The 25556-nt window shown below is 63.3% G+C and carries 23 protein-coding genes; 13 read left to right on the forward strand and 10 right to left on the reverse strand.

Going from position 1 to position 25556, the window contains the following annotated elements; genetic code table 11:
• Positions 1-92: 92 nt before the first annotated feature.
• The 3 genes from MHZ91_RS22855 to MHZ91_RS22865 form a co-directional block, all read right to left on the reverse strand.
• Positions 93-1058 carry a tripartite tricarboxylate transporter substrate binding protein gene (locus MHZ91_RS22855; protein WP_239215877.1) on the reverse strand — a complete coding sequence of 322 codons (966 nt, stop codon included), beginning with the start codon at positions 1056-1058 and terminating at the stop codon, positions 93-95.
• A gap of 152 nt (positions 1059-1210) precedes the next feature.
• Positions 1211-2695 (reverse strand): sensor histidine kinase, encoded by a 1485-nt coding sequence (locus MHZ91_RS22860; protein WP_370647861.1) that lies wholly within the window; start codon positions 2693-2695, stop codon positions 1211-1213.
• Positions 2685-3362 (reverse strand): response regulator, encoded by a 678-nt coding sequence (locus MHZ91_RS22865; protein ID WP_175124813.1) that lies wholly within the window; start codon positions 3360-3362, stop codon positions 2685-2687. Before MHZ91_RS22865 ends, MHZ91_RS22860 begins: the two co-directional genes overlap by 11 nt.
• A gap of 488 nt (positions 3363-3850) precedes the next feature.
• On the opposite strand from MHZ91_RS22865, the gene MHZ91_RS22870 reads away from it, so the two are divergent.
• Positions 3851-5230, forward strand: coding sequence for a ClcB-like voltage-gated chloride channel protein (locus MHZ91_RS22870; protein ID WP_239215839.1), 1380 nt, complete (start codon positions 3851-3853; stop codon positions 5228-5230).
• 55 nt (positions 5231-5285) lie between these two features.
• Here MHZ91_RS22870 and MHZ91_RS22875 read toward each other — a convergent pair whose 3' ends face one another.
• Together MHZ91_RS22875 and mnmE are read right to left on the reverse strand one after the other, a co-directional pair.
• On the reverse strand, positions 5286-5759 hold the full coding sequence (locus tag MHZ91_RS22875) for a GNAT family N-acetyltransferase (protein ID WP_239215841.1): 474 nt from the start codon (positions 5757-5759) through the stop codon (positions 5286-5288).
• A 16-nt stretch (positions 5760-5775) separates the two neighbouring features.
• A complete protein-coding gene (gene mnmE / locus MHZ91_RS22880; protein ID WP_239215843.1) occupies positions 5776-7128 on the reverse strand; it encodes a tRNA uridine-5-carboxymethylaminomethyl(34) synthesis GTPase MnmE in 1353 nt (450 codons plus the stop codon).
• Between the two features lie 116 nt (positions 7129-7244).
• On the opposite strand from mnmE, the gene MHZ91_RS22885 reads away from it, so the two are divergent.
• The 10 genes from MHZ91_RS22885 (at position 7245) to MHZ91_RS22930 (ending at position 17978) form a co-directional block, all read left to right on the forward strand.
• Positions 7245-8831: an ABC transporter substrate-binding protein gene (locus MHZ91_RS22885; protein WP_218342480.1), complete on the forward strand. Its 1587-nt coding sequence runs from the start codon at positions 7245-7247 to the stop codon at positions 8829-8831.
• Between the two features lie 19 nt (positions 8832-8850).
• Positions 8851-9825, forward strand: coding sequence for an ABC transporter permease (locus tag MHZ91_RS22890; protein ID WP_076518271.1), 975 nt, complete (start codon positions 8851-8853; stop codon positions 9823-9825).
• On the forward strand, positions 9822-10742 hold the full coding sequence (locus MHZ91_RS22895) for an ABC transporter permease (RefSeq protein WP_218342479.1): 921 nt from the start codon (positions 9822-9824) through the stop codon (positions 10740-10742). Before MHZ91_RS22890 ends, MHZ91_RS22895 begins: the two co-directional genes overlap by 4 nt.
• 11 nt (positions 10743-10753) lie before the next feature.
• Positions 10754-11764, forward strand: coding sequence for an ABC transporter ATP-binding protein (locus MHZ91_RS22900; RefSeq protein ID WP_239215845.1), 1011 nt, complete (start codon positions 10754-10756; stop codon positions 11762-11764).
• Positions 11761-12777 carry an ABC transporter ATP-binding protein gene (locus tag MHZ91_RS22905; RefSeq protein WP_175136951.1) on the forward strand — a complete coding sequence of 339 codons (1017 nt, stop codon included), beginning with the start codon at positions 11761-11763 and terminating at the stop codon, positions 12775-12777. The genes MHZ91_RS22900 and MHZ91_RS22905 overlap by 4 nt, the downstream gene beginning before the upstream one ends.
• Before the next feature lie 111 nt (positions 12778-12888).
• Entirely contained in the window at positions 12889-14088 is a 1200-nt protein-coding gene (locus tag MHZ91_RS22910; protein ID WP_218342476.1) for a M20 aminoacylase family protein, read from the forward strand.
• Positions 14089-14266: 178 nt separating this feature from the next.
• Complete coding sequence (locus tag MHZ91_RS22915) at positions 14267-15169, forward strand: TauD/TfdA family dioxygenase (RefSeq protein WP_175136953.1); 903 nt, start codon at positions 14267-14269, stop codon at positions 15167-15169.
• 43 nt (positions 15170-15212) lie between these two features.
• On the forward strand, positions 15213-16256 hold the full coding sequence (locus MHZ91_RS22920; protein ID WP_239215847.1) for an ABC transporter substrate-binding protein: 1044 nt from the start codon (positions 15213-15215) through the stop codon (positions 16254-16256).
• Between the two features lies 1 nt (position 16257).
• Positions 16258-17088, forward strand: coding sequence for an ABC transporter ATP-binding protein (locus MHZ91_RS22925; protein WP_239215849.1), 831 nt, complete (start codon positions 16258-16260; stop codon positions 17086-17088).
• Positions 17089-17099: 11 nt separating this feature from the next.
• Positions 17100-17978, forward strand: coding sequence for an ABC transporter permease (locus MHZ91_RS22930; protein WP_239215851.1), 879 nt, complete (start codon positions 17100-17102; stop codon positions 17976-17978).
• 138 nt (positions 17979-18116) lie between these two features.
• Here MHZ91_RS22930 and MHZ91_RS22935 read toward each other — a convergent pair whose 3' ends face one another.
• The 5 genes from MHZ91_RS22935 to rpmH all read right to left on the reverse strand — a co-directional run bounded on the left by MHZ91_RS22935 (position 18117) and on the right by rpmH (position 22453).
• Entirely contained in the window at positions 18117-19562 is a 1446-nt protein-coding gene (locus MHZ91_RS22935) for a catalase (RefSeq protein WP_175124830.1), read from the reverse strand.
• A 283-nt stretch (positions 19563-19845) separates the two neighbouring features.
• Positions 19846-21522 (reverse strand): membrane protein insertase YidC, encoded by a 1677-nt coding sequence (gene yidC, locus MHZ91_RS22940; protein WP_239215853.1) that lies wholly within the window; start codon positions 21520-21522, stop codon positions 19846-19848.
• 48 nt (positions 21523-21570) lie between these two features.
• Complete coding sequence (gene yidD, locus MHZ91_RS22945) at positions 21571-21843, reverse strand: membrane protein insertion efficiency factor YidD (protein ID WP_175124832.1); 273 nt, start codon at positions 21841-21843, stop codon at positions 21571-21573.
• On the reverse strand, positions 21840-22211 hold the full coding sequence (locus MHZ91_RS22950) for a ribonuclease P protein component (protein ID WP_239215855.1): 372 nt from the start codon (positions 22209-22211) through the stop codon (positions 21840-21842). The genes yidD and MHZ91_RS22950 overlap by 4 nt, the downstream gene beginning before the upstream one ends.
• Positions 22212-22318: 107 nt before the next feature.
• Positions 22319-22453: a 50S ribosomal protein L34 gene (rpmH, locus tag MHZ91_RS22955; protein WP_006228069.1), complete on the reverse strand. Its 135-nt coding sequence runs from the start codon at positions 22451-22453 to the stop codon at positions 22319-22321.
• A 437-nt stretch (positions 22454-22890) separates the two neighbouring features.
• Here rpmH and dnaA point away from each other — a divergent pair, with 437 nt between their 5' ends.
• Positions 22891-24351 carry a chromosomal replication initiator protein DnaA gene (gene dnaA, locus MHZ91_RS22960; RefSeq protein ID WP_175136956.1) on the forward strand — a complete coding sequence of 487 codons (1461 nt, stop codon included), beginning with the start codon at positions 22891-22893 and terminating at the stop codon, positions 24349-24351.
• Between the two features lie 2 nt (positions 24352-24353).
• Positions 24354-25463, forward strand: a complete 1110-nt coding sequence (gene dnaN, locus MHZ91_RS22965; protein ID WP_175124835.1) for a DNA polymerase III subunit beta — start codon at positions 24354-24356, stop codon at positions 25461-25463.
• The last annotated feature ends 93 nt before the right edge of the window (positions 25464-25556 follow it).

A 25556-nucleotide genomic window follows, 5' to 3' on the forward strand; every position in this document is an offset into this window, starting at 1 on the left:
GATCGCGCGGCGCAGCGGGATCTGCCGCCGGCCTGAAATGGCGGCAGGTGTGCCCTGGCGGGCGCGATCGGGGGTCGGGCCTTACGGCCGGCTTACTTTTTGATCAGGCCGAAGGTGTCGGCCAGTTCGCCGTACTGCTTGACCTGGTTTTTGACGTAGGCGTCCAGTTCGGGGCCGGTCTTGTTGAAGGGGAACAGGCCCTGCTGCTGGCGCAGCTTCTCGAACTCGGGTGCGGCCGTCGTCTTGTTGAACGCGTCCACCCAGAACTGGTAGTCGGCGTCAGACACCTTGGGACCCACGTAGAAGCCACGGATGATCGGCCAGACGATGTCGTAGCCCTGTTCCTTGGCGGTGGGCACGGAACCCAGCTTGCCCGGCAGGCGCTGGTCGTTGAAGACCGCCAGCACGCGAATCGGGGCGCCGCCTTCCAGCATCGTGAATGCTTCGGCCGCATCGCCCATGTAGGCCTGGATATGGCCGCCGCGCAGCGCCGTTACGGCCTCGCCGCCGCCTTCGAAGGCGACAAAGCGCATCTTCTTGAAGTCCACGCCGGCCGCCTTGGCCGTCAGCGCCGCCTTCATCCAGTCCTGGCTGCCCACGGTGCCACCCGCGCCCAGCACGATCTTGGTCGGATCCTGCTTGAAGGCGTCCATCAAGCTCTTCAGGTCGGTGTACGGCGAGTCGTTGCGCACCACGGCCACGCCGTAATCGGTGCCGATCGCGGCCAGCCAGCGCACGTCGTTGACGTTGTACTTGCCGAACTTGCCCTGCGCCAGGTTGAGCAGCGAGCCGCCGGAGAACGCAACGATGGTGCCCGGTTCATTCGGATGCTGGGCCACGATGTTGTTGTATGCCACCGCGCCAATGCCGCCCGGCATGTAGACGATGCGCATGGCGCTCTTGAGCGCCCCACTCTGCTTCAGGCCTTCGGTGGCCAGGCGGCACGTCAGGTCGAATCCGCCACCAGGCTGCGCCGGCGCAATGCACTCCGGGCGGCGGGGTTCATCGGCCGCATGGGCCGCGCCGAGGGACAGGGTGATGGCGCCAAGCGCCGCCATGGCTGCGATGCGCAGCTTCAGGGTCGTCTGCATTCTTGCGTCTCCAGGATTTATAGGTCTAGGTATCGCTGGCAGCGGCGCTACGGCGATCGATCGCGTCCAGCGGCTCCCAGTGGACGCAACCGTACAAAACCGAAGCTTTCCATAAGCTTTCAATTTCGGCCGATTTCGTGACGCGGCGCAGCATCCGGTCCCGTTTGCAGGGTAAACACCAACGCCGCGCGCAGGCCCGGCTGCCCGACCCGGTTCTCGAGCACGAGCCGGGCGCCCAGGATTTCGGCGATGGTGCCCACGATCGCCAGGCCCAGTCCGGCCCCGGTGGTGTTCTTGCCTGCCGCGCCTCGCCGGAAGCGGACGCACGCCCGGGCAATGTCCTCGTCCGACATGCCCGGTCCGTCGTCTTCCACCAGTAGCCGGGCCTGGTCTGTGTCGGTCTCGATCCGGACGGTGACCACACCACCGGCGGACGCATAGCGGATGGCGTTGTCGACCAGGTTGCTGACCGCTTCCCGCAACAGCCACTCCGCCCCGCCGACGACAACCGGCCTGCAGTCCGCCTCCAGGCCGATGTCCAACTGCCGGCCTCGGGCATTGGGTAATTGGGTACGGATCACCCCGTCCGCGAGGTCCACCAGGTCCACCGATTCGGGTGCCAAACCGCCTTCGGCCAGAGAAGCGTCTTTAGCGCGCGCCAGCGCGAGCATCTGGTTGGTGGTGCGTACGGCCCTGTCCAACCCCTCTTGCATCGCCAGAAGGGCTGTACGGACCTCCTGGGGGTCTGTTTCGCGCAGGGCATAGGCGGTCTGGGTCCGCAAAACGGACAAGGGCGTGCGCAATTGGTGCGACGCGTCGTCCAGGAACTGCGCCTGCACCCTCCCCAAGGCCGCAAAACGGGCCATATGGAGGTTTACGGCCGCCACCAGGGGTAGGACCTCCCCCGGCATGTCGGACGCGCTGACGGGGCTTAAATCGTCCGCAGATCGGCCTTTGACTTCCTGACGGAGCCGCTCCAGGGGGCGCAGGGCCATGAAAACGCCCAGGATGATCACCAGGACGCTGATGAGGATCACGGCAAGGTCCCGCTCCACCGACCGCACCAAAACCTTGTGGAGGAACGCCTGACGGCTTTCCAGGCCCTCCGCGACCTGCACGATCACCCGGCCGCCCTGGTTCGCATACAGCGGCGGATCCATGGGCCGGGCCAATGCCGCCACCCGGACGGGCTGGCCCTGGTAGGTCGCGTAGAAAAACCGCGGCTCGCCGGACACGAGGGGCTGCTCAGGCAGGGGCAGCCCGGGATGGCCGATTTCGGCCAGCCCGTCTTCGGTTGCCACCCGGTAGAACACGCTGCCATTGGCCGTCAGCTCGAAAAATTCAAGCATCAGGTAGGGCTGCTCCATGGCTAATCCACCGCTGGCTGTGGATATGTTGTGGTCGATCGCGCGAAGCGCGCCGGCAAGAGACCGGTCGTAGGCATTGTCGACCTGGTTGCGCAGCTGGTGGTTGGACAGCCAGAGCGCACCCATCATCACCAAGACGAGGGTTGGAATCAGCCACCAGAGCAACTGCGTTTTCAGCGTTCGGGCGCGTTTTTTCGCCAAAAAATCAACGCTGTTTTGCGGACTTCTAGTTGTCAACAAGGTTCTCCAGGCAGTAGCCCATGCCGCGCATGGTCACGATCTGCACACCGGTTTCCGCCAATTTTTTGCGCAATCGGTGAACCAGGACCTCGATGGCTTCCAGGTTGATGTCGGCATCGTCCGTGAGGATGCGGTCCAGAATCTGCTGCTTGTTGATGGGTTCGCCGCTTTTCTGGATCAGCACCCGAAGGACCGCATGTTCACGTGGGGATAACTGCAAAGGCTGTCCATTGACCGTGAATTTCTGCGCGGAAGTTTCAAAAACCAGGTTTCCCAGCGATAGGCGCGGATGTTCGCGCCCGCGGCTGCGGCGAATCAGCGCAATCAATCGCGCTTCCAACTCTTCCACAACAAAGGGTTTCGGCAGGAAATCGTCCGCTCCCTCGTGAAGTGTTCCGATTCTCTCGGCCAGTGAATCGCGCGCGGTCAAGACCAGCACCGGCGTACGGTCGTCCCGCGCGCGAATCTTCGCCAGCAAAGTATGGCCATCCATGCCGGGAAGTCCGAGATCCAGGATGACCGCATCGAAATCTTCGACGGCCAGCCTTCTTTCGGCGACAAGTCCGTCATCAGCCCATTCCACGACAAAGCCGGCATGTCTGGCCAGGCTTCTGGACAGCCAGCGGGCAAGTTCAGCTTCATCTTCGATCAGGAGGATACGCATGGACGCAGTCCGGGGGGCGGTGGATGGGCGGAATGGGAAAGCATGTTTGGCTTTTCCTTTTTTTTCTTTATATAAAGACTAATGATTAATAAGGGCTGTGGATAACTACCTTAACCTTGAAAATCTCTTTCTTTTCATTGCCTTGCGTCCGTTTTTGCTTGTGCAAGAACTCTGTGTGGGAAAAAAGCTGAAGTTGGACAAGATTTTGGACCGCGTCCGAAACCCCTGCTTGTTCAACTTGCCTCCACAACATGTGCACAAGCGCGCTACTTAGCAGTTATCCACAGGGCGTTTCTGGCAACTGGGTCCCGAGAAGCGCCCTTTTACCCCGGAAAACCGCCCTACGCCTACCCGGATTTTTGCCCTTGCAGCGCCCCAAAACGGGCCGCTACGCGGTGATCGGAATCGGGTATTCGAGGGGTGACCTGGGCGGTTTGTTGACGGTGCGCTGAACAAAAAGTGAGCAGGATCCGCCGTAGAATCCGGCCATGGATAGCGACTTGAAACTGCGCCGACCGGCCTGGGCCAGGCGGTTGAAACGCGGACTTTTGGCGGAAAATTTAGCCTTGACGTTGTGTGCGGCCGCGTTGATTGGCGCCCTGGGTGCGCTGGCAACGATGGTGTTTCGCGAACTGCTTGGCTGGATGCAATTGTTGGTAGGGGGCGGCGAGGTTCCCCACGGCATGGTGTCGCTGGCGCGTGGGCTGGCCCCCTGGCAGCGGTTTCTGATGCCGGCGGCCGGGGGCGCGATCGCCGGCCTGATCCTGCAGGCTGCCACCCGATGGCTGCCCCGGCGGGGGGCAGCCGACTATATGGAAGCCATCTCGATCGGCCGTGGCGTCATCGGCTTTCGCCAGACGGTCGCGCGCAGCCTGTCCTCGATTTTTTCGATCGGATCCGGCGCATCGATCGGCCGCGAGGGACCGATGGTGCAACTGGCGGCAATGTGTGCATCATTGACGGGCCGCTATCTGGTCTTGCCGCCCCGCCATCTGCGGCTGCTGGTGGCCTGCGGCGCCACGGCGGGCATCACCGCGGCGTACAACGCGCCGATTGCCGGCGCGGTGTTCATTTCAGAGATTGTGTACGGCGTGATTTCAACAGCGACGCTGGTGCCGCTGGCCGTCGCCTCCGTGGTCGCCAACATCGTGACGCGGCAGGTGTTGCACTATGACGCGGTCTTCCAGATGCCGCATTTCGAGTTCGTGTCGGGGTGGGAAGTGATCAATTACCTGGGACTTGGCCTGATTGCAGGTCTGGCCGCGCCCCAATTCCTGCAATTCCTGGATTTGTCCCGCGCGGCGTTTCGCCGGTTGCCGTTTCCGATCTGGGCGAGGATGGCGGTAGGTGGGCTGGTTGTCGGCGCGCTGTCCGTGATCGATCCCGCGGTGTGGGGCAACGGCTACAGCGTGGTCAACAGCGTGTTGCATACGGATTGGGCGTGGCAGGCGGTGGCCGCACTGCTGTTGCTCAAGACATTGGCTACGGCGGCCAGTGTCGGGTCCGGCGCTCTAGGTGGAGTCTTCACGCCGACCTTGTTCGTGGGGGCTGCGCTGGGCGCCTTGTACGGGACTGCGCTGCAGGGCCTGTTTCCGGTCGGCAGTTTGTCGGCGGTATCCAGTTATGCCGTCGTGGGAATGGGCGCGCTGCTGGCGGCCACCACGCATGCGCCGCTGATGTCGATCTTGATGATCTTCGAGATGACGCTGAGCTATGAAGTCATGTTGCCGTTGATGCTGGCGTGCATGACGGGGTACGTCATTGCGCAGCGCATCCGGCCGGATTCCGTCTATGCGAAATCGCTGGCGAAAAACAGGGTCGTCGCTCACTTGATGGCAAGAAAAGGCAGGCCGATAAATTATGAGTAAAAGCTCATATTTTCGAATCGGCGCTTTGGATATTTGAGAGTTTTGCAAGAGCCCATTAATCAAGGGGCTTTTGCATGAAGACGCGCTTCAGTCCAATCTCCGTGGCGCGATGCGTTTCCACATAGCCGCGCCGCGTGTAGATGGCGATGTTCTCGGTCATCACTTCCTGCGTGTAAAGACGGATGCATGAAAATCCGGCGCGGCGCGCGGTGTCTTCGGCCCACTGCAGCAGCGTCCGGCCGTGGCCCTTGCCTTGCGCGGTTGGCGACACGGCGATGTTGTCCAGCAGCATGCAACTGTCGTCGGGTTCTGGAATCAGCACGATGAGGCCTTCGATGCCGTCTTCCGATTCCAGGACGTGAACCACGCCTTGTGCGACGCGTGCCGGATAGTCGTCCAGCATGGGACCGGGCGTTGCGCCGTTGCGTGCGATGTAAGGGGAGTACGCGTCGCGGACGATGCGCTCTATCTCTGCGATGTCGGCCGGCGTCGCGCTGCGAATACGAAAGGCGTCGAGTTTCGCATCCACGGCGGCGGGTCTCCGATCATTTACCGATGCAGAAACTGGAAAATATTTCGCCAAGCAGATCATCGCTGGTGAACTTGCCAGTGATGCTCGACAAGCTGTCATGCGCCAACCGCAGTTCCTCGGCAAACAAGTCCAACACCCGGTCATCCTGGCTGGCATGCGCGGCAGCCAGTTCCAGATGCTCCGCCGCCTCCTGCAACGCATGCAAATGACGTTCGCGCGCCAACCAAGGCGATTCCGCACCCGGATTCCAGCCCGCAATTTGCAGCAGCTCCGCGCGAAGCGCATCCAGGCCGGCGCCGCGTTTGGCCGAGATGCCCAGTTCGCCGGGGCCGGCGACGAAAGGCTCGGGTAACAGATCCACCTTGTTGAACACCTTCAGCACCGGCGTGCGCGGCGGCAGCCGCGCTGTGATCTGCGCGTCCAGCTCGTCGCCTGGCTGGGTGGCATCCTGCAAATGGAGGATGACGTCGGCGCGCTCGATCTCTTGCCAAGTGCGAGCAATCCCGATGCTTTCCACCGTGTCTTCGGTTTCGCGCAGGCCGGCCGTGTCGACAATGTGCAGCGGCACGCCATCAATATGGATTTCCTGCACCACTTTGTCGCGCGTGGTGCCGGCGATGGGCGTGACGATGGCGATGTCGTCGCCGGCCAGCGCGTTGAGCAGGCTGGACTTGCCTACGTTGGGCTGGCCGGCCAGCACCACATGCAGGCCTTCGCGCAGGATGACGCCCTGCCGCGCCTGGGCAATCAATGCGGAAAGATCGCCCGCCAGCGCGTCCAACGTCGGACGGGCTTGATACTTTTCCAGGAAGTCGATTTCTTCTTCGGGGAAATCCAGGGTCGCCTCGACCAACATGCGCAGATGAATGATGCGATCGGACAGGTCGTTCACACGCGCCGAGAATTCGCCTGACAGCGACGCCATGGCGCCGCGCGCGGCCGCCACGGACGAGGCTTCGATCAGGTCGGCAACCGCCTCGGCCTGCGCCAGATCCATGCGGTCGTTCAGAAACGCACGGCGCGTGAATTCGCCGGGTTCGGCCAATCGCACGCCCAGATCTCGGCCGGCGACCAGACAGCTATCCAGCACACGTCGCAGCACGGCCGGGCCGCCGTGGCCCTGCAGTTCCAGCACGTCTTCGCCGGTGTAGGAATGCGGCGCACGAAAGTAGATGGCGATGCCTTCATCCAGCAGTTCGCCCTCCACCGTCTTAAAGGGAAGATAGTGCGCATGGCGCGGTGTGAGATCGCGCTGGAACAGGCGCCGCACCAATCCGGACAGGTCCGCACCAGAAATGCGCACGACGCCGATGCCGCCTCTTCCGGGGGCGGTGGCGATGGCGGCGATGGGGGCGTAGGCGGACATATCAGGGGCAGAAGGCAGGGCTAAACAATAGGGGAATATAACTGTTGCGCGGCGCGTTGTTTGCTGGTTACTGTGGCCCCGAGGTTCAAAACCCGAAACAACTCTGGGAGATCACGATGGCATCTCGGTTTTCGCGTGTATTGGCCTGCGGCGCTGCCGCGGTGGTGATGGCCTGTGGCACATACAGTTCGGCCATGGCTCGCGATCTGGTGATCGGGTTGAAGACCGAGCCCTCGTCGATGGATCCGCAATACCACGCGTTGACCCCGAACACGCAGATCTCCCAAACCATTTTCGATACGCTCGTTGCCACGGACGCGCAACTCAAGCCGCAGCCTTCGCTGGCGGAATCGTGGACCGTGGATGGCAAGGTCTGGACTTTCAAGCTGCGGCCGAACGTGAAATTCTCGGATGGCACGCCGTTTACCGCCGAGGACGTCGTCTTTACGTATGACCGCGTCCCGAAGGTGCCGAACAGCCCGTCGCCGTTCACGCTGTATCTGGGGTCCGTCGCCAAGACCGAAGCGGTGGATCCGATGACCATCCGCATCACCACCAAGGAAGTCGCGCCGAACCTGCTGGTCAATCTGGCGCAGTTGCCCATCCTGTCGAAAAAGGCCGCGTCGGGCCCGGCTGCGGAAGGCAAGACGACGACCGAATTGAACAGCGGCGATGGCCTGATCGGAACCGGACCCTACAAGTTCGTGTCCTGGAAGCGCGGCGCGGAATTCGTGCTGGCGCGCAACGACAACTACTGGGGCAAGAAGCCCGAATGGGATCGCGTGGTCTACCGTCCGATCAGCAACGCGGCCGCGCGCGTGGCCGCGCTGTTGGCGGGAGACGTCGACATGATCGAAGATCCTCCCACCGATGACCTGCCCAAGCTCAAGTCCGACAAGAAGCTCTTTGTCGAGGAAACGCCGTCGGTGCGCGTGGTGTACGTGGCGCTGGACCAGTACGCGGAGCCGTCGCCCGGCGTGCAGGGCACCGACAAGAATCCGATGAAGGACAAGCGCGTGCGCGAAGCCTTGTCGCTGGCGATCAACCGCGATGCGCTGGTCGAACGCGTGATGGGCGGTGTCGCCCTGCCCGCGGGCAACCTGCTGCCGTATCCGATGTTTGGCGCCAGCAAGGAACACTCGAAGGCGCCCAAGGCCGATGTGGAAAAGGCCAAGGCGCTGCTCAAGGAAGCGGGCTATCCGAACGGCTTTTCGATCACGCTGGGTTCGCCGTCCGGCCGGTATGTCAACGATTCGAAGGTGGCGCAGGCCATTGCATCGATGTGGACGCGCATTGGCGTGAAGACCAGCGTGGACGCGATGGCGCCCCCGGTGTTCTTCAAGAACCGTGACAGCTATTCGTTCTCGGCGTACCTCGCGGGATGGTCGGTGACGAGCGGTGAAATGTCCAACGCGCTGACGTCGCTACTGATGACGCGCAATCCGGAAGCCGGCCAGGGCACGACGAACCGCAGCCGCTATTCCAATCCCAAGATGGACGAGCTGGTGAAGCAGGCGTCGTCCACGATGGACGACGCCAAGCGGGCGGAACTGCTGTCGACGGCCAGCAATATCGCGATGGATGACTTCGCCATGCTGCCCGTGCATTTCGAACTGTCGGTCTGGGCCATGAAGAACGACATCCGCTACCAGGGCCGTCCGGACCAGGTCACGCTGGCGCAGAACGCAACGCTGAAGAAGTAAGCGCGCCGGGCGATCTCTCGTGCTTGCAACCATTGTCAGAAGGCTGCTGCAGACCATCGTCGTCATGCTCGTCATGTCGGCGTTGGTCTTTGCCGGCATTTACATGGTCGGCGATCCCGTCTCGATGCTGGCCAGTCCCGAAGCGACCGAGGCGCAACGCGCCGCGATCAGCGCGTCGCTGGGATTGGACCAGCCGTTGTGGCGGCAGTACCTGATCTTCATGAGCCAGGCCGTGCGCGGCGATTTCGGGAACAGTTTCCTGACCGGCGAGCCGGCCATGCACCTGATCCTGGAACGCATGCCCGCAACGGTGGAGCTGGCCTGTGTGGCGATGCTGCTGTCGGTGCTGATCGGCGTGCCGCTCGGCATTCTGGCGGGTCTGAAGCCTGCAGCAGTGGGATCGCGCGCGATCATGACGGGCTCGGTGCTGGGGTTCTCGTTGCCGAACTTCTGGGTGGGCCTGATGCTCATCATGGTGTTCGCGGTGATGCTGGGCTGGGTGCCGGCCGGCGGCCGTGGCGACACGGTCAGCATCGGTTCGCTGCAGTTGAGCGTGCTGACGTTCGATGGCTGGCTTAGCTTGGCGTTGCCTGCAGCGACCATTGCCTTCGCCAAGTGCGCGATGATCATTCGCGTAACGCGGGCCGCCACACGCGAAGCGCTGCCCATGGATTACATCAAGTTCGCGCGCGCCAAGGGCCTGTCCGAAAAGCGCGTGCTGGGCGTGCATCTGCTCAAGAACATCCTGATTCCGGTGGTGACGGTGGCGGGCCTGGAGTTCGGCCAGGTGATGGCGTTTGCTGTCGTGACCGAGACCGTGTTTTCGTGGCCGGGCATGGGCAAGCTGCTGATCGATTCCATCATCAACCTGGATCGTCCGGTGGTGGTGGCGTATCTGCTGCTGATCGTGTTCTTCCTGGTCATGTTGAATCTGGTGGTGGACATCATCTACACGGTGCTGGACCCCCGCGTACGTTTGGATAGCCGCCGATGAACTCGCCCGCCACCGTCGCCTCGCCCCCGGCCCCGACGAAAGAGCAGACGCCCTGGCGCCGCTTCGTGTCGGATTTCTTCGCCAGCAAGCTCGCCACGCTGGGGCTGGTGATGTTGATCGTGATCGTGGGGGCGGCGTTGCTGGCGCCCTGGATCGCGCCGCAGAATCCGTACGATCTGGCCAGCCTGGACATCATGGATTCAAAGCTCAAGCCTGGCAGCGAAAGCGGGGATGGTTCGATGCGCTACTTGCTAGGCACCGACGGCCAGGCGCGCGATCTCTTTTCCGCCATTCTGTACGGCATGCGCACCAGTTTGATGGTGGCCACGGTGTCGGTGCTGGCCGCCTTCGGCATTGGCGCAACGGTTGGGCTGATTGCCGCCTATTTTGGCGGACGCATCGATGCCCTGCTGATGCGGGTTGTGGATATCCAGTTGTCGTTCCCGGCGATCCTGGTCGCGCTGATGCTTCTGGCGATTCTGGGCAAGGGTGTGGATAAGGTGATCATCGCGCTCATCGTCGTGCAGTGGGCGTATTTTGCGCGGGCGGCACGCGGCGCTGCGCTGGTCGAGCGCGGCAAGGAATATGTGGAGGCGGCGCGCTGCATGTCGCTGTCGTGGTCACGCGTGCTGTTCCGGCACGTGCTGCCGAACTGCATGCCGCCGCTCATCGTGATCGCCACGATCGATCTGGCGCACGCGATCGCGCTGGAAGCCACGCTGTCGTTTCTGGGTGTCGGCGTGCCGGTGACGGAACCGTCGCTGGGCATGCTCATCTACAACGGCTTTGAATACCTGCTGTCGGGCCAGTATTGGATTTCGTTCTTTCCCGGCATTGCGCTGGCACTGGCCATCATCGCCATCAATCTGGTGGGCGACCACCTGCGCGATGTGCTCAACCCCCGGCATGCGAATTGAGGACAGGAGCGATGCAGACACTTGCGGCGCAACGCCCCCTGCCTGACCGTTCCCCAGTGCTTGATGTGCATGGGCTGAAGACGCATTTCTTCACGCGCAACGGCGTGGTCAAGGCCGTGGACGGCGTGGACCTGACGCTGGCCGAGGGCGAAATCCTGGGCCTAGTCGGCGAGTCAGGATCGGGCAAGAGCATCACAGGTTTTTCCTTGATGGGCCTCTTGGACGAACCCGGCCGTATCGTCGAAGGCCAGGTATTGCTTAACGGTGAAGACCTGCGCGCGGCCACGCCCGCGCGGTGGCGGCAGTTGCGGGGACAGGAGATCGCGATGATCTTCCAGGACCCGATGATGACGCTCAACCCGGTGCTGCGCGTGGATACGCAGATGATCGAAGCGGTGCAGGCGCATGCCAAGGTGTCTCGCGACGCGGCGCGTCAGCGCGCGCTGCAGACGCTTGCCATGGTTGGCATTCCGTCGCCCGAAGAGCGACTGCGGACGTATCCGCATCAGTTGTCGGGCGGCATGCGCCAGCGCGTGGCCATCGCCATTGCGCTGTTGAATTCTCCGCGCCTCATCATTGCGGACGAGCCTACGACGGCGCTGGATGTCACGATTCAAGGCCAGATCCTGTTCGAGGTGCAGAAACTCTGCCGCGAAACGGGGACCGGTCTCATCTGGATCACGCATGACCTGGCCGTGGTGGCGGGTCTGGCCGATCGCGTGTCGGTGATGTATGCGGGGCGCGTCGTGGAAACCGGCAGCACCGAGGCGGTCATCCGCCACCCGATGCATCCCTACACGCACGGGTTGATCGCGTCGATTCCGACGCCGCAGTCGCGCGGCAAGCCACTGGTGCCGATTCCCGGGATGACGCCGTCGCTGCTCAACCTGCCGCAGGGCTGTGCATTCCGAGGGCGGTGTCCGCGCGCGACGGACGCCTGTCTGGTCGAACCGCCGCCTGTCGAAGTCCGCCCGGCGCAATGGGTGCGCTGCTGGCATGCTGGAGCGCCGGACGCGATATGAACGACGCCCTGAACAATCCCACGCCGATCCTCGCCCTGCGCGACGTCGAACTACGCTTCGTGCAGCCGGTGGATCTGGCCGGCCGCATCGCCAACCTGCTGGGCGCGGGACTGAAGACGCAGGTGGTGCATGCCGTGGCCGGCGTGGACTTGGCGGTCAGACCGGGCGAAGTGATTGGCATCGTCGGTGAATCAGGCTGTGGAAAATCCACGCTGGGCCGCATCGTGTCGGGCATCCTGCCGCCGACCGCTGGGCAGGTGGACTATCAGGGCAAGCCCGTGCAAGCCATGAAGGGCCCGGAGCGGCGCGCGTACGAGCTGGGCGTGCAGATGATCTTCCAGGATCCGTACGCGTCCCTGAATCCGCGCATGCGCGTGCGCGAGATCATCGGCGAGGCGCCCGCGGCACATGGCCTGATCCGGTCGCGGGACAAGCAGGAGTACGTGGCCGGTTTGATGCGCCAGGTGGGGCTTGATCCGAGCTTTGCACAGCGTTATCCCCATCAGTTTTCGGGCGGCCAGCGTCAGCGCATCGGCATTGCTCGGGCATTGGCGCTGAAGCCTTCGGTCATCGTCTGCGACGAGGCCGTGGCCGCGCTGGACGTGTCGATCCAGGCGCAGGTGCTGAATCTGTTCGAACGGCTGCGCGATGAGCTGGACCTGACGTATCTGTTCATCAGCCATAACCTCAGCGTGGTCAGCCATATCTCGGACCGCGTGGCGATCATGTATTTGGGACGCATCGTCGAGCTGGCCGATACCGATACGGTGTTCGCGCGCGCCAATCATCCGTACACGCAGGCGCTGCTCAAGGAACTGCCGACGCTGGTGCCCGGGCGGCGTGCGTATCAGCCCATCCGGGGCGAGCTGCCCTCGCCGCTGGATCCGCCCACGGGGTGCGCGTTTCACCCGCGGTGTCCCCATGCCATGCCGCGCTGCAAGGCCGAGCGCCCGCTCCTGCGCGAAATCGCGCCGGGGCAGTTCAGCGCCTGCCATTTGAACGATGCCGCCTGACCTGCGCCGAAAAAGGGCTGGACGCGGCACGCGGGGCGGCGCGAGAATTCCCCGACCAGCAGGCCATTTGCGCGTGCGCCCTCCTTCAATCCAGACAGCTTATCCACAGCCATGAAAACCATTGCCGAAATCGAACGCGTACACGGGGACCTGACGGCCCTGCGACGCGACATCCATGCGCATCCGGAACTGGCGTTCCAGGAAACGCGCACGTCCAACCTGGTGGCCGAACGCCTGCGCGGCTGGGGACTCGAAGTCCACACGGGGCTGGGGAAAACCGGTGTGGTGGGCATTTTGCGCGCCGGCAGCGGCGGCAAGACCATCGGCCTGCGCGCCGATATGGATGCTTTGCCGATGCCGGAACACAACCGGTTTGCCCACAAGTCCACGATCAGCGGGCGCATGCACGGCTGCGGCCATGATGGGCACACGACGATGCTGCTGGGCGCCGCGCAATACCTGTCCACGCATCGCAATTTCGACGGCACGGTCGTGTTCATCTTCCAGCCGGCCGAGGAAGGCGGCAACGCCGGCGCGCGCGCCATGATGCAGGATGGGCTGTTCGACAAGTTTCCCTGCGATGCGGTGTTCGGCATCCACAACATGCCGGGCATGCCGGTCAATCAGTTCGGCTTCCGGTCGGGGCCGACGATGGCCTCGAGCAACCGCTGGGACATCGTGATCAAGGGCGTCGGTGGCCACGCGGCCCAGCCGCATTCATCTGTTGACCCCATCATCGTGGCCGCCGACATGGTGCACGCGCTGCAGACGGTCATCTCGCGCAGCAAGAATCCGCTGGATCAGGCGGTGCTGTCGATCACGCAGATTCACGCGGGCGATGCCTACAACGTGATTCCGGGCGAGGCCGTGCTGCGCGGCACGGTGCGCACGTATTCCGTGGAGACGCTGGACAAGATCGAAGCCGACATGCGCCGCATCGCCACCACCCTGCCGCAGGTCTATGGCGGCACGGGCGAGCTGGATTTTGTGCGCGCGTATCCGCCGCTGGTGAACTGGGAAAACGAAACCGCGTTTGCGGCCAAGGTTGCCGAAGACACCTTTGGCGCGGAAAACGTGCTGCGCGACATGCCGCCCTTCATGGGCGCGGAGGATTTTTCGTTCTTCCTGGAATCCGTGCCGGGCTCGTATCTGTTCCTGGGCAACGGTGACGGCGATCACCGCATGGAGTCGTATCACGGCATGGGTCCGTGCCAGCTGCACAACCCCAACTACGACTTCAACGACGCGCTGCTGCCCGTGGGTGCGACGTACTGGGTGAAGCTGGTCGAGGCCTTCATGCCGGCCAAGTAAGGACCGATACGCTATTTGCTTATATGCGGATGGCCATGAAGCCGCGGGGGCGCCCCGCGGCTTTTTGCTATATGACGTAAAGCTTTGATCAAACGCCGATATCTTCGTTTGAGATACATGGCGCGGTTTTCATAATCGGTCGTTCCAGCCATGCCGCAAGGCGAATTCGGAGCGATCGATGTCCCAGAGCAATGCCTTGCGGCGCGAAGCGCACGCCGCCCCCCAGCCGCAGTCCTTTGACGTGCGCCCCCTGCCCGGTCCCCTGGGCGCGGAAATCATCGGCCTGGACCTGTCGCAGGAACTGGCGCCCGCCGATTTTGCGCGCGTGCACAAGGCGCATCTGGACCATCACCTGCTGGTGTTCCGCGACCAGCGCATCACGCCCCAGCAGCACATCGATTTCAGCCGCCGCTTCGGCCGCCTGATGATCCACGTGCTGCACCAATTCCACCTGCCGGGCCATCCCGAGATCCTGACAGTCTCGAACATTCTGGAAGACGGCAAGCCTATCGGGCTGGGCGACGCGGGCAAATACTGGCACTCGGACATCTCGTACAAGGAACTGCCCAGCCTGGGGTCGCTGCTGCATGCGCAGGAATTGCCTGCCGAAGGCGGCGACACCCTGTTCGCGAACATGCACCTGGCCTATGACACCTTGCCGCAGGCGCTGAAGGACGCGATCGACGGCAAGCGCGGCGTGCATTCCTACCTGGCCCAATACGGGCAACTGCAGAAGGAAGGCAACTGGCGCCCGAATCTGAGCGCGCAACAGATTGCGCAGGTGCAGGAGGTGGTGCATCCGGTGGTGCGCACGCATCCGGAGAACGGCCGTCGCGCGCTGTTCGTGAGCGAAGGCTTCACGACGCGCATCGAAGGACTGCCCGAAGACGAGAGCCGCGCGCTCCTCGCCGAGCTGTTCGCCCACAGCGTGCGGCCGGAACACATCTACCGCCACAAATGGCAGCCGCATGACCTGGTGTTCTGGGACAACCGCTCGCTGATCCACCTGGCGGGCGGCACGCCGGATCACCTGCGCCGCAAGCTCTACCGCACCACGATCGAAGGCGATGTGCCGTTCTGACGCGCGCATGTCGGCCTCAAACCACTTATCCACAAGGAACGCCATGCGTTTGACCTCCACGCTACGGGATCGATTGGTCCAGACCGCCACGGGCGCGGGCCTCGCGCTGATACTTGCCGTGCTGGCGCTGGCTTCGCCGACGCCGGTCATGGCCGAAGGGCGCATCCGCATTGCCGAACAGTACGGCATCGTCTATCTGCTGCTGAACGTGGCGCGAGACCAGCAGCTCATCGAAAAGCACGGCAAGGCCGAAGGTGTGGATATCTCGGTCGAGTGGGCCAAGCTGTCCGGGGGCTCGGCGGTGAATGACGCGCTGCTGTCGGGGGCTGTGGATATCGCGGGGGCGGGCGTGGGACCGCTCTTGACGATCTGGGATCGCACGCACGGCAAGCAGAACGTGAAGGGCGTGGCGTCGCTGGGCAACTTTCCGTACTACCTGGTCACCAACAACCCGAACGTGAAGACGATCGCCGACTTCACGGACAAGGACCGCATCGCCGTGCCCGCCGTGGGCGTGTCGGTGCAATCGCGCGTGCTGCAGCTGGCGTCGGCCAAGCTGTGGGGCGACGCGCAGTACAACAAGCTGGACAAGATCTCGGTGGCGCTGCCGCACCCGGACGCCGCGGCGGCCATCATTGCCGGCGGCACGGAAATCACCGGCCACTTCGGCAACCCCCCTTTCCAGGAGCAGGAGCTGGCCGAGAACCCCAAGGCGCGGATCGTGCTCAATTCGTATGACGTGCTGGGCGGTCCCAGTTCGTCGACGGTGCTGTTCGCCACCGAGAAATTCCGCCGCGACAATCCCAAGACCTACAAGGCCTTCCAGGAAGCGCTGAAGGAAGCCGCCAGTTTTGCCGCCGCCAATCCGGAGAAGGCCGCGGACATCTATCTGCGCGTCACCGGCGCCAAGCAGGATCGCGACTTCCTCATCAAGGTCATCAAGAATCCCGACGTGCAGTTCAAGCTGCAGCCGCAGAACACGTTCGCGCTGGCGCAGTTCATGCACAAGGTCGGCGCGATCAAGAACGAACCGGCAAGCTGGCGCGACTATTTCTTCGACGATCCCGTCACGGCGCAGGGCAGCTGACATGGCTGTGAGCCCCGCCGCCCCTGTGGATAACGTTCAACGGCCCACGCCTTTGCTGGCTGTGGATAAGGTGTCGATCGAATATAAGACGCGCGAACGGCGTGTGCGCGCGACGCATCAGGTCAGTTTTGACGTGCACGGCGCCGAGCGTTTCATTCTGCTCGGGCCGTCCGGCTGCGGGAAATCGACGCTGCTCAAGGCGGTTGCGGGCTTCATCGAACCCACTGAGGGACGGATCGCGATCGACGGCAAGACCGTGCAAGGGCCTGGCCCGGACCGCATCGTGGTGTTCCAGGAATTCGACCAGTTGCCGCCCTGGAAGACGCTGCGCCAGAACGTGGCGTTTCCGCTGCTGGCCTCGCGCAAGCTCAACCGGCGCGAGGCCGATGAACGGGCGATGCATTACCTGGACAAGGTGGGGCTGGCGGCCTTTGCCGATGCCTATCCGCATACGCTGTCGGGCGGCATGAAGCAGCGCGTGGCCATTGCGCGGGCGCTGGCCATGCAGCCGCGCGTGTTGCTGATGGACGAGCCGTTCGCGGCGCTGGATGCGCTGACGCGGCGGCGCATGCAGGAAGAACTGATGGCGCTGTGGGACGACGTGCGGTTCACGCTGCTGTTCGTCACGCACTCGATCGAAGAGGCGTTGGTGCTGGGCAGCCGCATCCTGTTGCTGTCCCCGCATCCGGGCCGCGTGCGCGCCGAACTGAATGCGCACGGCTTTGATCTGCACAGCCAAGGCTCGGCGGCGTTTCAGGCGGCGTCGCGCCGCATTCACGACCTGTTGTTCGAAACCACCCCGCTGGCTCAGGCCGAGCGCGAAGCGGCCTGAAAGGAGCGCGCATGAGCATCAGCCATGCCGGATCGGCGTTCATTCGCCCCGAGGTGGAATACGACCTGCCACCCCTGCCCCCGCAGGCCGCCGAAGCGCCGCTGCCGTGGCACGAGCGGCTGTGGCAGCACGCCGCCCTGCGCAAGGGCGTGATCCTTGTCCTGTTGGCGGCGGTGTGGGAGCTGGCGGCGCGTTATACCGACAATGATCTGCTGTTGCCCGGCGCATGGCAGACCGCGCAGGCCTTTGTCGACGGCGTGACCAGCGGCGAGCTGCTGGCGCGCGCCGGACAGTCGATGCGCGTGCTGGTGCAGGGCTACCTGGCGGGTGTCGTGCTTGCCTTTGTGCTGACGACGCTGGCGGTGTCCACGCGGTTCGGCCGTGATCTGCTGTCCACCCTGACGGCGATGTTCAACCCGCTGCCGGCGATAGCCCTGCTGCCGCTGGCGCTGCTGTGGTTCGGACTGGGCGAAGGCAGCCTGGTGTTCGTGCTGATCCACTCCGTACTGTGGGCGCTGGCGCTGAACATGTATGCGGGCTTTCTGGGGGTGTCTGACACCTTGCGGATGGCGGGGCGCAATTACGGGCTGACCGGGTTGCGGTACGTCCTGCAGATTCTGGTGCCGGCTGCCCTGCCCGCCATCCTGGCCGGATTGAAGATCGGCTGGGCGTTTGTGTGGCGCACGCTGATTGCCGCCGAACTGGTGTTTGGCGCGTCCAGCGGCAAGGGCGGGCTGGGCTGGTACATCTTTCAGAACCGCAATGAGTTATACACAGACCGGGTGTTCGCGGGCTTGGCCGCGGTGGTCATCATCGGTCTGCTTGTGGAAAACCTGGCGTTCGATACGCTGGAGCGTCTGACGGTGCGGCGGTGGGGGATGCAGCGGTGATTGGCGTGCGGTTTGCGGCGGATGGCGCGGGATGATTCCGGTGATTGTTGCGGCGATTGTTGCAGCGATCGTGCGATCAGAATGAAAAAGGGGGGCGGCCATGATGCCGCCCCCCTTCTCATGGATGGTGCGTAGCGCTTACAGCTTCAGCCCCAACGCCTTGGCGACGCCTTCGGCATAGGCCGGATCGGCCTTCCGGAAGTGATCCAGCTGGCGGCGCTGGATGACTTCCGGCACGCTGGCCATGTGGCGGCCGATGTTGCCGAACAGCAATTCCTGCTGCGCCGGCGTCATCAGGCGGAACAAGGCGCCCGGTTGCGAGTAATAGTCGTCATCGACGCGATGGTTCCAGCGGGCCGCGGCCTGGCCGTCCAGCGCCAGCGGCGGTTCGGCCGCCGAGGGCGTTTCCTTCCACTCGCCCGCGCTGTTGGGCTCGTAGTTGATCGTGGCGCCGGCATTGCCGTCCACCCGGCCGGCCCCGTCGCGATGGAAGCTGTGGAACGGGCACTTGGGCGCATTCACCGGGATCTGGTGATGGTTGATGCCCAGGCGATAGCGGTGCGTGTCGCCATACGAGAACAGGCGGCCCTGCAGCATCTTGTCCGGCGAGAAGCCGATGCCCGGGACCACGTTGGCCGGCGTGAAGGCGGCCTGCTCGACCTCGGCGAAGTAGTTCTCGGGGTTGCGGTTCAGCTCCAGCACGCCGACTTCGATCAAGGGGTAGTCGCCATGCGGCCAGACCTTGGTCAGGTCGAACGGGTTGATGTGATACGTCGCCGCTTCGGCCTCGGGCATGATCTGCACCTTCAACGTCCACTTCGGGAAGTTGCCCTCCTCGATGTTCTGGAACAGGTCGCGCTGCGAGCTTTCGCGGTCGTGGGCGACGACCTGCGCGGCCTCTTCATCGGTCAGACAGGCGATGCCCTGCTGCGACTTGAAGTGGAACTTCACATAGAAGCGTTCGTTGTTGGCGTTGATGAAGCTGAACGTGTGCGAGCCAAAGCCGTGCTGCTGGCGCAGGTTGGCGGGGATGCCGCGATCGCTCATCAGCGTGGTGACCTGGTGCAGCGATTCGGGGTTGAGCGACCAGAAATCCCACGCCGCGGTGGCGTTGCGCAGGTTGGTCTTGGGATCGCGCTTCTGGGTGTGGATAAAGTCGGGGAACTTCAGCGGGTCGCGGATGAAGAAGACGGGCGTGTTGTTGCCGACCAGATCCCAGTTGCCTTCGTCGGTGTAGAACTTGATGGCAAAGCCGCGCACGTCGCGTTCGGCGTCAGCCGCGCCGCGTTCGCCGGCGACGGTCGAAAAGCGCAGGAAGAGCGGCGTCTCTTTGCCGACTTTGGAAAAGATGTTGGCGCGGGTGTAGCGGGTGATGTCGTGGGTGACGGTGAACTTGCCATAGGCGCCGGAGCCCTTGGCGTGGACGACGCGCTCGGGAATGCGTTCGCGGTCGAAGTGGGCAAGTTTTTCAATCAGCCAGAAATCTTCCAGCAGGGCCGGGCCGCGGGGGCCGGCGGTCAGGGTGTTGTTGTTGTCCGGTACTGGGGCGCCCGAGGCGGTAGTCAGAGGCTTCTTGTCGGTCATGGCACACTCCCTAGATCATTTCTGGATGACGCGGATCCGCTTGGCGGGCCGCGCGCGTTGCAGCAAAAACTCCGGCGGGCGGGACGCCGGAGGGCAAATTCAGAGCCATCATAGGTGTCATGGTTGACTGTGTGAAGTTGATTGATCCTGCTTTGTCGATAAGTAATACCTATGTATATGCCTCATGGGCATAGAAAATGCTGAGTGTGCCTTCCGCGTTTCATTGGCAACGGGCGTAAAAAAACCGGCCTCGAAAGGCCGGTTTCTTGTGTCGGGAAGGCGATCAGCGATTGGCTGCCGCTTCCGACTTTTTCTGGATGGCGCGGGTAATGGACCACTGCTGCGCGATCGACAGGATGTTGTTGACGCACCAGTACAGCACCAGGCCGGCCGGGAAGAAGAACATCATCCCGCCGAACACCAGCGGCATGATCATCATGACCTTGGCCTGGATGGGATCCGGGGGCGTCGGGTTCAGTTTGATCTGCAGGAACATGGTGGCCATCATGATGGCGGGCAGAATGAAGAACGGATCGCGGACCGACAGGTCGTGCACCCACAGGATCCACGGCGCGCCGCGCATTTCCACGCTGGCCAGGAGCACCCAGTACAGCGAGATGAACACCGGAATCTGAACCAGCATCGGCAGGCAGCCGCCCAGCGGGTTGATCTTCTCGGTGCGGTACATCTCCATCATGGCCGCATTGAGCTTCTGCTTGTCGTCGCCGTACTTTTCCTTCAGGGCCTGCAGGCGCGGAGCCACCTGCTTCATGCGGGCCATGGAGCGGTAGCTGGCGGCGGCCAGGGGGTAGAACACGGCCTTGATCAGCACGGTCAGCGCCACGATCGTCCAGCCCCAGTTGCCCAGGATGGAATGCAGCCAGGTCATCAGGGTGAACAGCGGCTTGGCGATGATGGTCAGCCAGCCGTAGTCGACCACCAATTCCAGGCCCGGCGCCAGCGCGGCCATGGCCTTCTGGTCTTGCGGACCGACCCACAGGTGCGAATCGACGCGGGCGGCGGCGCCGGGGGCGATGTCGCCAACGGCTTCGATGCTGCGGCCGGCGTACAGGTTCGGCTGGACTTCAAGCAGTTCGTTGGTGCGCGGCTTGCCTTGCGGGGGCACCCAGGCCGTGGCGAAGTAGTGCTGGACGACGGCGATCCAGCCGTTGTCCGCCTGCTTGATGTAGCTGGCCTTCTTCTTCTGGATGTCGCTGAACGTGCTCTTCTGGAACTTGTCCTGGTCCGAGTAGACGGCAAAGCCCGTGAACGTGTGATAGAAGCTGGACGTGTCGGCCGGGTCGTTGCCGTCGCGCTCGATCTGCAGGTACAGCGAGGGCGTGACGGGGGCGGTGCCGACGTTGGCCAGGTCATGGCGCACGTCGATGTCGTAGCGGCCACGGTGCAGGGTGAACGTCTTGGTGACCTTCACGCCGCCGGATTCGCCTTCGAACGTGACGACCAGGTTGTCGCCGGTCAGTTCGCGTTCCTGGGAGACCAGGCGGAAAGGCGTCTGATGCGTGGGGAAGCTTTGGCCGCTGGGGGCGCCGACCACGCCGGTCTGCACCACGTAGTTCAGGCCCGCCGAGCGGTCCAGCAGAACCGTGGGCTTGTCGGGCTGGCCGGTGGCCGGGTACTTCAGCAGTTCGGCGCGCACCAGCTGGGCGCCCATCGTGTCGAAGGTCAGGCGCAGCACGTCGGTGGTGATGACGACTTCTTCGGAGCGCGTGGGAACGGGCGTGGCGGCGCCTGGCACCGTGGAAGCCGGGGCAGCGGTGGCTGCCGGCGCGCTGGGCACCGACGGCGTGGCGTTGTTGGCTGCAGCCGGCGTTTCGCTCGTGCTGGCCGCGGGCGGGGCCCCGAACAGCGACGGCTTGCCGTTATGGATTTGCCAGTTGTTCCAAAGGAGCAACAGCGAAAAGGAAAAAATCATCCAGAGGACGGTTCGTCGGATATCCATGGTGCCTACTGAAGTGAATACGGGCCAGCAAAGCCCGCCAGTTTAGCGTCAATCGTGCTCGATGCGGTGGCTGTGGGAGCAGCAACGGGCGTCGTTGGTTCCCTTGGCCGGCGGAACCGGATCCAGGCCCCCGGGCGACCAGGGATGGCAACGGCCGATGCGCCGGACGCCCAGCCAGAAGCCGCGCCATGCACCGTGGCGCTCGATCGCTTCGATCGCGTACGCCGAGCAGGTCGGAGTAAAACGGCACTGCCGGCCGATCCAGGGACTCAGGAAGAACCTGTAGAACCGGATCGGGGCAATGAGTAGTGCCTTGATCATCGTGCGATCCGATCAAAGTGAGCGTCCACTTCGGCTCGGGCGGCGCGTTTCAGCGCAGTGAGCGTGGCGGGCGCAACCTTGCTATGCAGGCGCACGACGTAATCTTTTGCCGGCAGCGCCAGGCGCCGATGGCGGAACGCTTCGCGGATGACCCGCTTCAAGGCGTTGCGCGTGGAGGCGTGGGCGGCAAACCGCTTGGCGATGATGAGCCCCAAACGAGCACAGGCGTCCTGGCCGGGAGGCAGATCATTGGGAGCGGCGCTCACAATGAAGAATGCCCCTCGGGCAAGACGCCGGCCTTTAAGGGCGGCGGCAAACTCGGAGGGGCGATGCAGCCGCGCCTCCGGGGGAAGCGTGGAGCGCGGCATGGACTGCGGATCAGGCGGTTGCGCGGAACCGGAACAGGATTGCGAGAGGTCTTGCAATATGGTCGGTCCGTGCGAAAGTCAGTTTCCGGAAACCCGGAAAACTGGACTTAGACGGCCAGACGCTTGCGGCCCTTGGCGCGGCGGGCGCTCAGGATGGCGCGGCCAGCGCGGGTTTTCATGCGCACGCGAAAGCCATGGGTGCGCTTGCGACGGGTAACGGAAGGTTGGTAGGTGCGTTTCATGGACGATCCACAAAAAGAACAAAGTCAGAAGGGACCTGCCCGGAGGGTTCCACGTCGCGCTAAGCAGAAGCGGGTATCCAGAGAGCGTTTTTGCAACGGGTTTTGCATGGGTTTTGCATCCAGTGCAAAAAACAACTCTTAGACGGGGCTCTGTACCGAGAATTTCATCTCGGGCGACCTATTCAGCAAAGCTAAAAACCGGACAAATTGCTCTTGTAGGGGCAATTGCGCTTTTGGCAATTTGCCCTTGCGGGAGCGTGTCCGGCCAAGCTTTCTGCGAAACCTTCTGACAGACAGAATTCGGAAAAGCCCACCATTTCAGCAAGTTTTCCCTGTCTTGTCAAACAGTTAAGGGGGCGCCATATAGACGCTTATGCCCCTCCCTGTGGATAACCCCCGCCCGGGCAAGGTAGAATCGAGGTTTGAATAAGAGCGACATGAAAGAATTCTGGCAGACCTGCGTCAGTCGTCTTGAGCAGGAACTCCCCCCCCAACAAATCAGCGCGTGGATACGACCGCTGGTCCCGCTTGCGTACGACGAAACGCAGGCGGTGCTGCGCGTTGCCGCGCCCAACCGCTTCAAGCTGGATTGGGTGCGCAAAAACTTTTCCCACCAGATCGAAGCGTTGGCCGCGGAGTGGTTCAAGCGACCGGTGCAGGTGCTGTTCGAGCTGCCTTCGCAAGGGACCGCGCCGCGAATGCCGGTCGCGCCCGTGCGTGCGCAGCAGCCAGTCCAGCAACCGCACCCGTCCGCTGCGCCCCCTTCCGGCGCCGCGCCGCCCGTGACGGTCACCGTGACGACCGCCCCGCCCCCGCCGGCCACGACCGCCGCTGCGCAGGCCGTGAACGCGGACGCCGCCAACATCGTGTACGAGCGATCGCGCCTGAACACCGACCTCACGTTTGAGAACTTCGTGACCGGTAAGGCCAACCAGCTCGCGCGCGCGGCGGCGTTGCAGGTCGCGGAAAATCCCGGCACCTCGTACAACCCGTTGTTCCTGTATGGCGGCGTCGGCCTGGGCAAGACCCACCTGATCCACGCCATCGGCAACGCCATGGTGGCGGCGGGCACCGGGGTGCGCGTGCGCTATGTGCATGCCGACCAATACGTGTCCGACGTGGTCAAGGCGTACCAGCGCAAGGCGTTCGACGATTTCAAGCGTTACTACCATTCGCTCGATCTTCTGCTGATCGACGACATCCAGTTCTTCTCCGGCAAGAACCGCACGCAGGAAGAATTCTTCTACGCGTTCGAGGCGATGGTCGCGCAGCGCAAGCAGATCATCATCACCAGCGATACGTACCCCAAGGAACTGTCGGGCATCGACAGCCGCCTGATCTCGCGTTTTGACTCGGGCCTCACGGTCGCCATCGAGCCGCCGGAACTTGAAATGCGCGTGGCGATCCTGCTGCGCAAGGCCGAGTCCGAAGGCGTGCCCATGCCCGAGGAAGTGGCCTTCTTCATCGCCAAGCACCTGCGCAGCAACGTGCGCGAACTGGAAGGCGCGCTGCGCAAGGTCCTGGCCTACGCGCGCTTCCACGGCCGCGACGTGCTGACGGTGGATGTCTGCAAGGAAGCGCTCAAGGACCTGCTGTCGGTGTCCAACGGCCAGATCACCGTGGAAAACATCCAGAAGACGGTGGCGGACTTCTACAAGATCAAGGTCGCCGACATGTACTCGAAACGCCGGCCGGCCAATATCGCGTTGCCGCGCCAGGTTGCGATGTACCTGGCCAAGGAGCTGACCCAGAAAAGCCTGCCGGAAATCGGCGATTTATTCGGCGGCCGTGATCACACCACGGTGCTGCACGCCGTTCGCAAGATTTCCGATGCCCGCGCCAAGCAAGCGGAGCTCAACCATACCCTGCACGTGTTGGAACAAACTCTAAAAGGATGAACATGCAACTCGTACAAACCACACGCGATGCATTGCTGAAACCGCTGTCGACTGTGGCGGGCATCGTCGAAAGACGCCATACCCTGCCCATTCTTGCGAACATCCTGATGCGCAAGGAAGGCAACAAGGTTGCCTTCATTGCGACCGACCTGGAAGTGCAGATCACGACGCACGCCGACTTTGGTGTCGGCCAGGACAACGAGTCCACCACGGTGGCCGCGCGCAAGCTGCTGGACATCCTGAAAGCCCTGCCCGATACCGGCGACGTGCGTCTGGCCCTGGCCAGCAACAAGCTGTCGGTGCAATCTGCCAAGAGCCGCTTTGCGCTGCAGACGCTGGCCGCCAGCGAGTTCCCCACCGTGGCCCAGCCCGAGCAGTGGGACGTGTCGCTGACCATGCCGCAGCGCACCCTGCGCCACCTGTTCAACATGGTGCATTTCGCCATGGCCCAGCAGGACATCCGCTACTACCTGAACGGCATGCTGCTGGTGTTTGAACCGGGCCGTGTGCGCGCGGTTGCCACCGACGGCCACCGCCTGGCGCACTGCTCGACCGAAGCCGACGGCATCGCCGAGCGCCACGAAGTCATCGTGCCGCGCAAGACCGTGCTGGAAATGCAGCGCCTGCTGGAAGACTCCGACGAGACCGTCTCCATCGACGTGGCGCCGGGCCAGATCCGTTTCCGCTTTGGCGACGTCGAGCTGGTCTCCAAGCTGGTCGAAGGCAAGTTCCCCGATTTCACGCGCGTGATTCCCACGAACTACTCGCGCCACTTCCTGGTCGGCCGCGAAGCGCTCCAGGGCAGCCTGCAGCGCGCCGCCATCCTGACCACGGACAAGTTCAAGGGCGTGCGCCTGCAACTGGCGCAGAACCAGATGAAGATCTCGTCCTCGAACGCCGAGCAGGAAGAGGCCCAGGAAGAAATCGACATCGACTACAGCCATGAAGCGCTGGACGTGGGCTTTAACGTGGGCTATCTGCTCGACGTGCTGTCCAACGTGAAGGTCGACAACATCCAGTGGTCGGTCATGCCCGATGCCAATGCGTCGGCGCTCATCACCCTGCCCGAAGACGACCAGTTCAAGTACGTCGTCATGCCCATGCGGATCTGATCCGCATTCCCCCGTGGGTTTGTGCCGCTTGCGGACCGATGGTCCGCGGGCGGTCCGGCCGCCAGGCCGTTCTTTAAAGCGTTATCGATACAG

Source organism: Achromobacter sp. ACRQX (assembly GCF_022346505.1).
GTDB classification, from domain to species: domain Bacteria; phylum Pseudomonadota; class Gammaproteobacteria; order Burkholderiales; family Burkholderiaceae_B; genus Achromobacter; species Achromobacter animicus.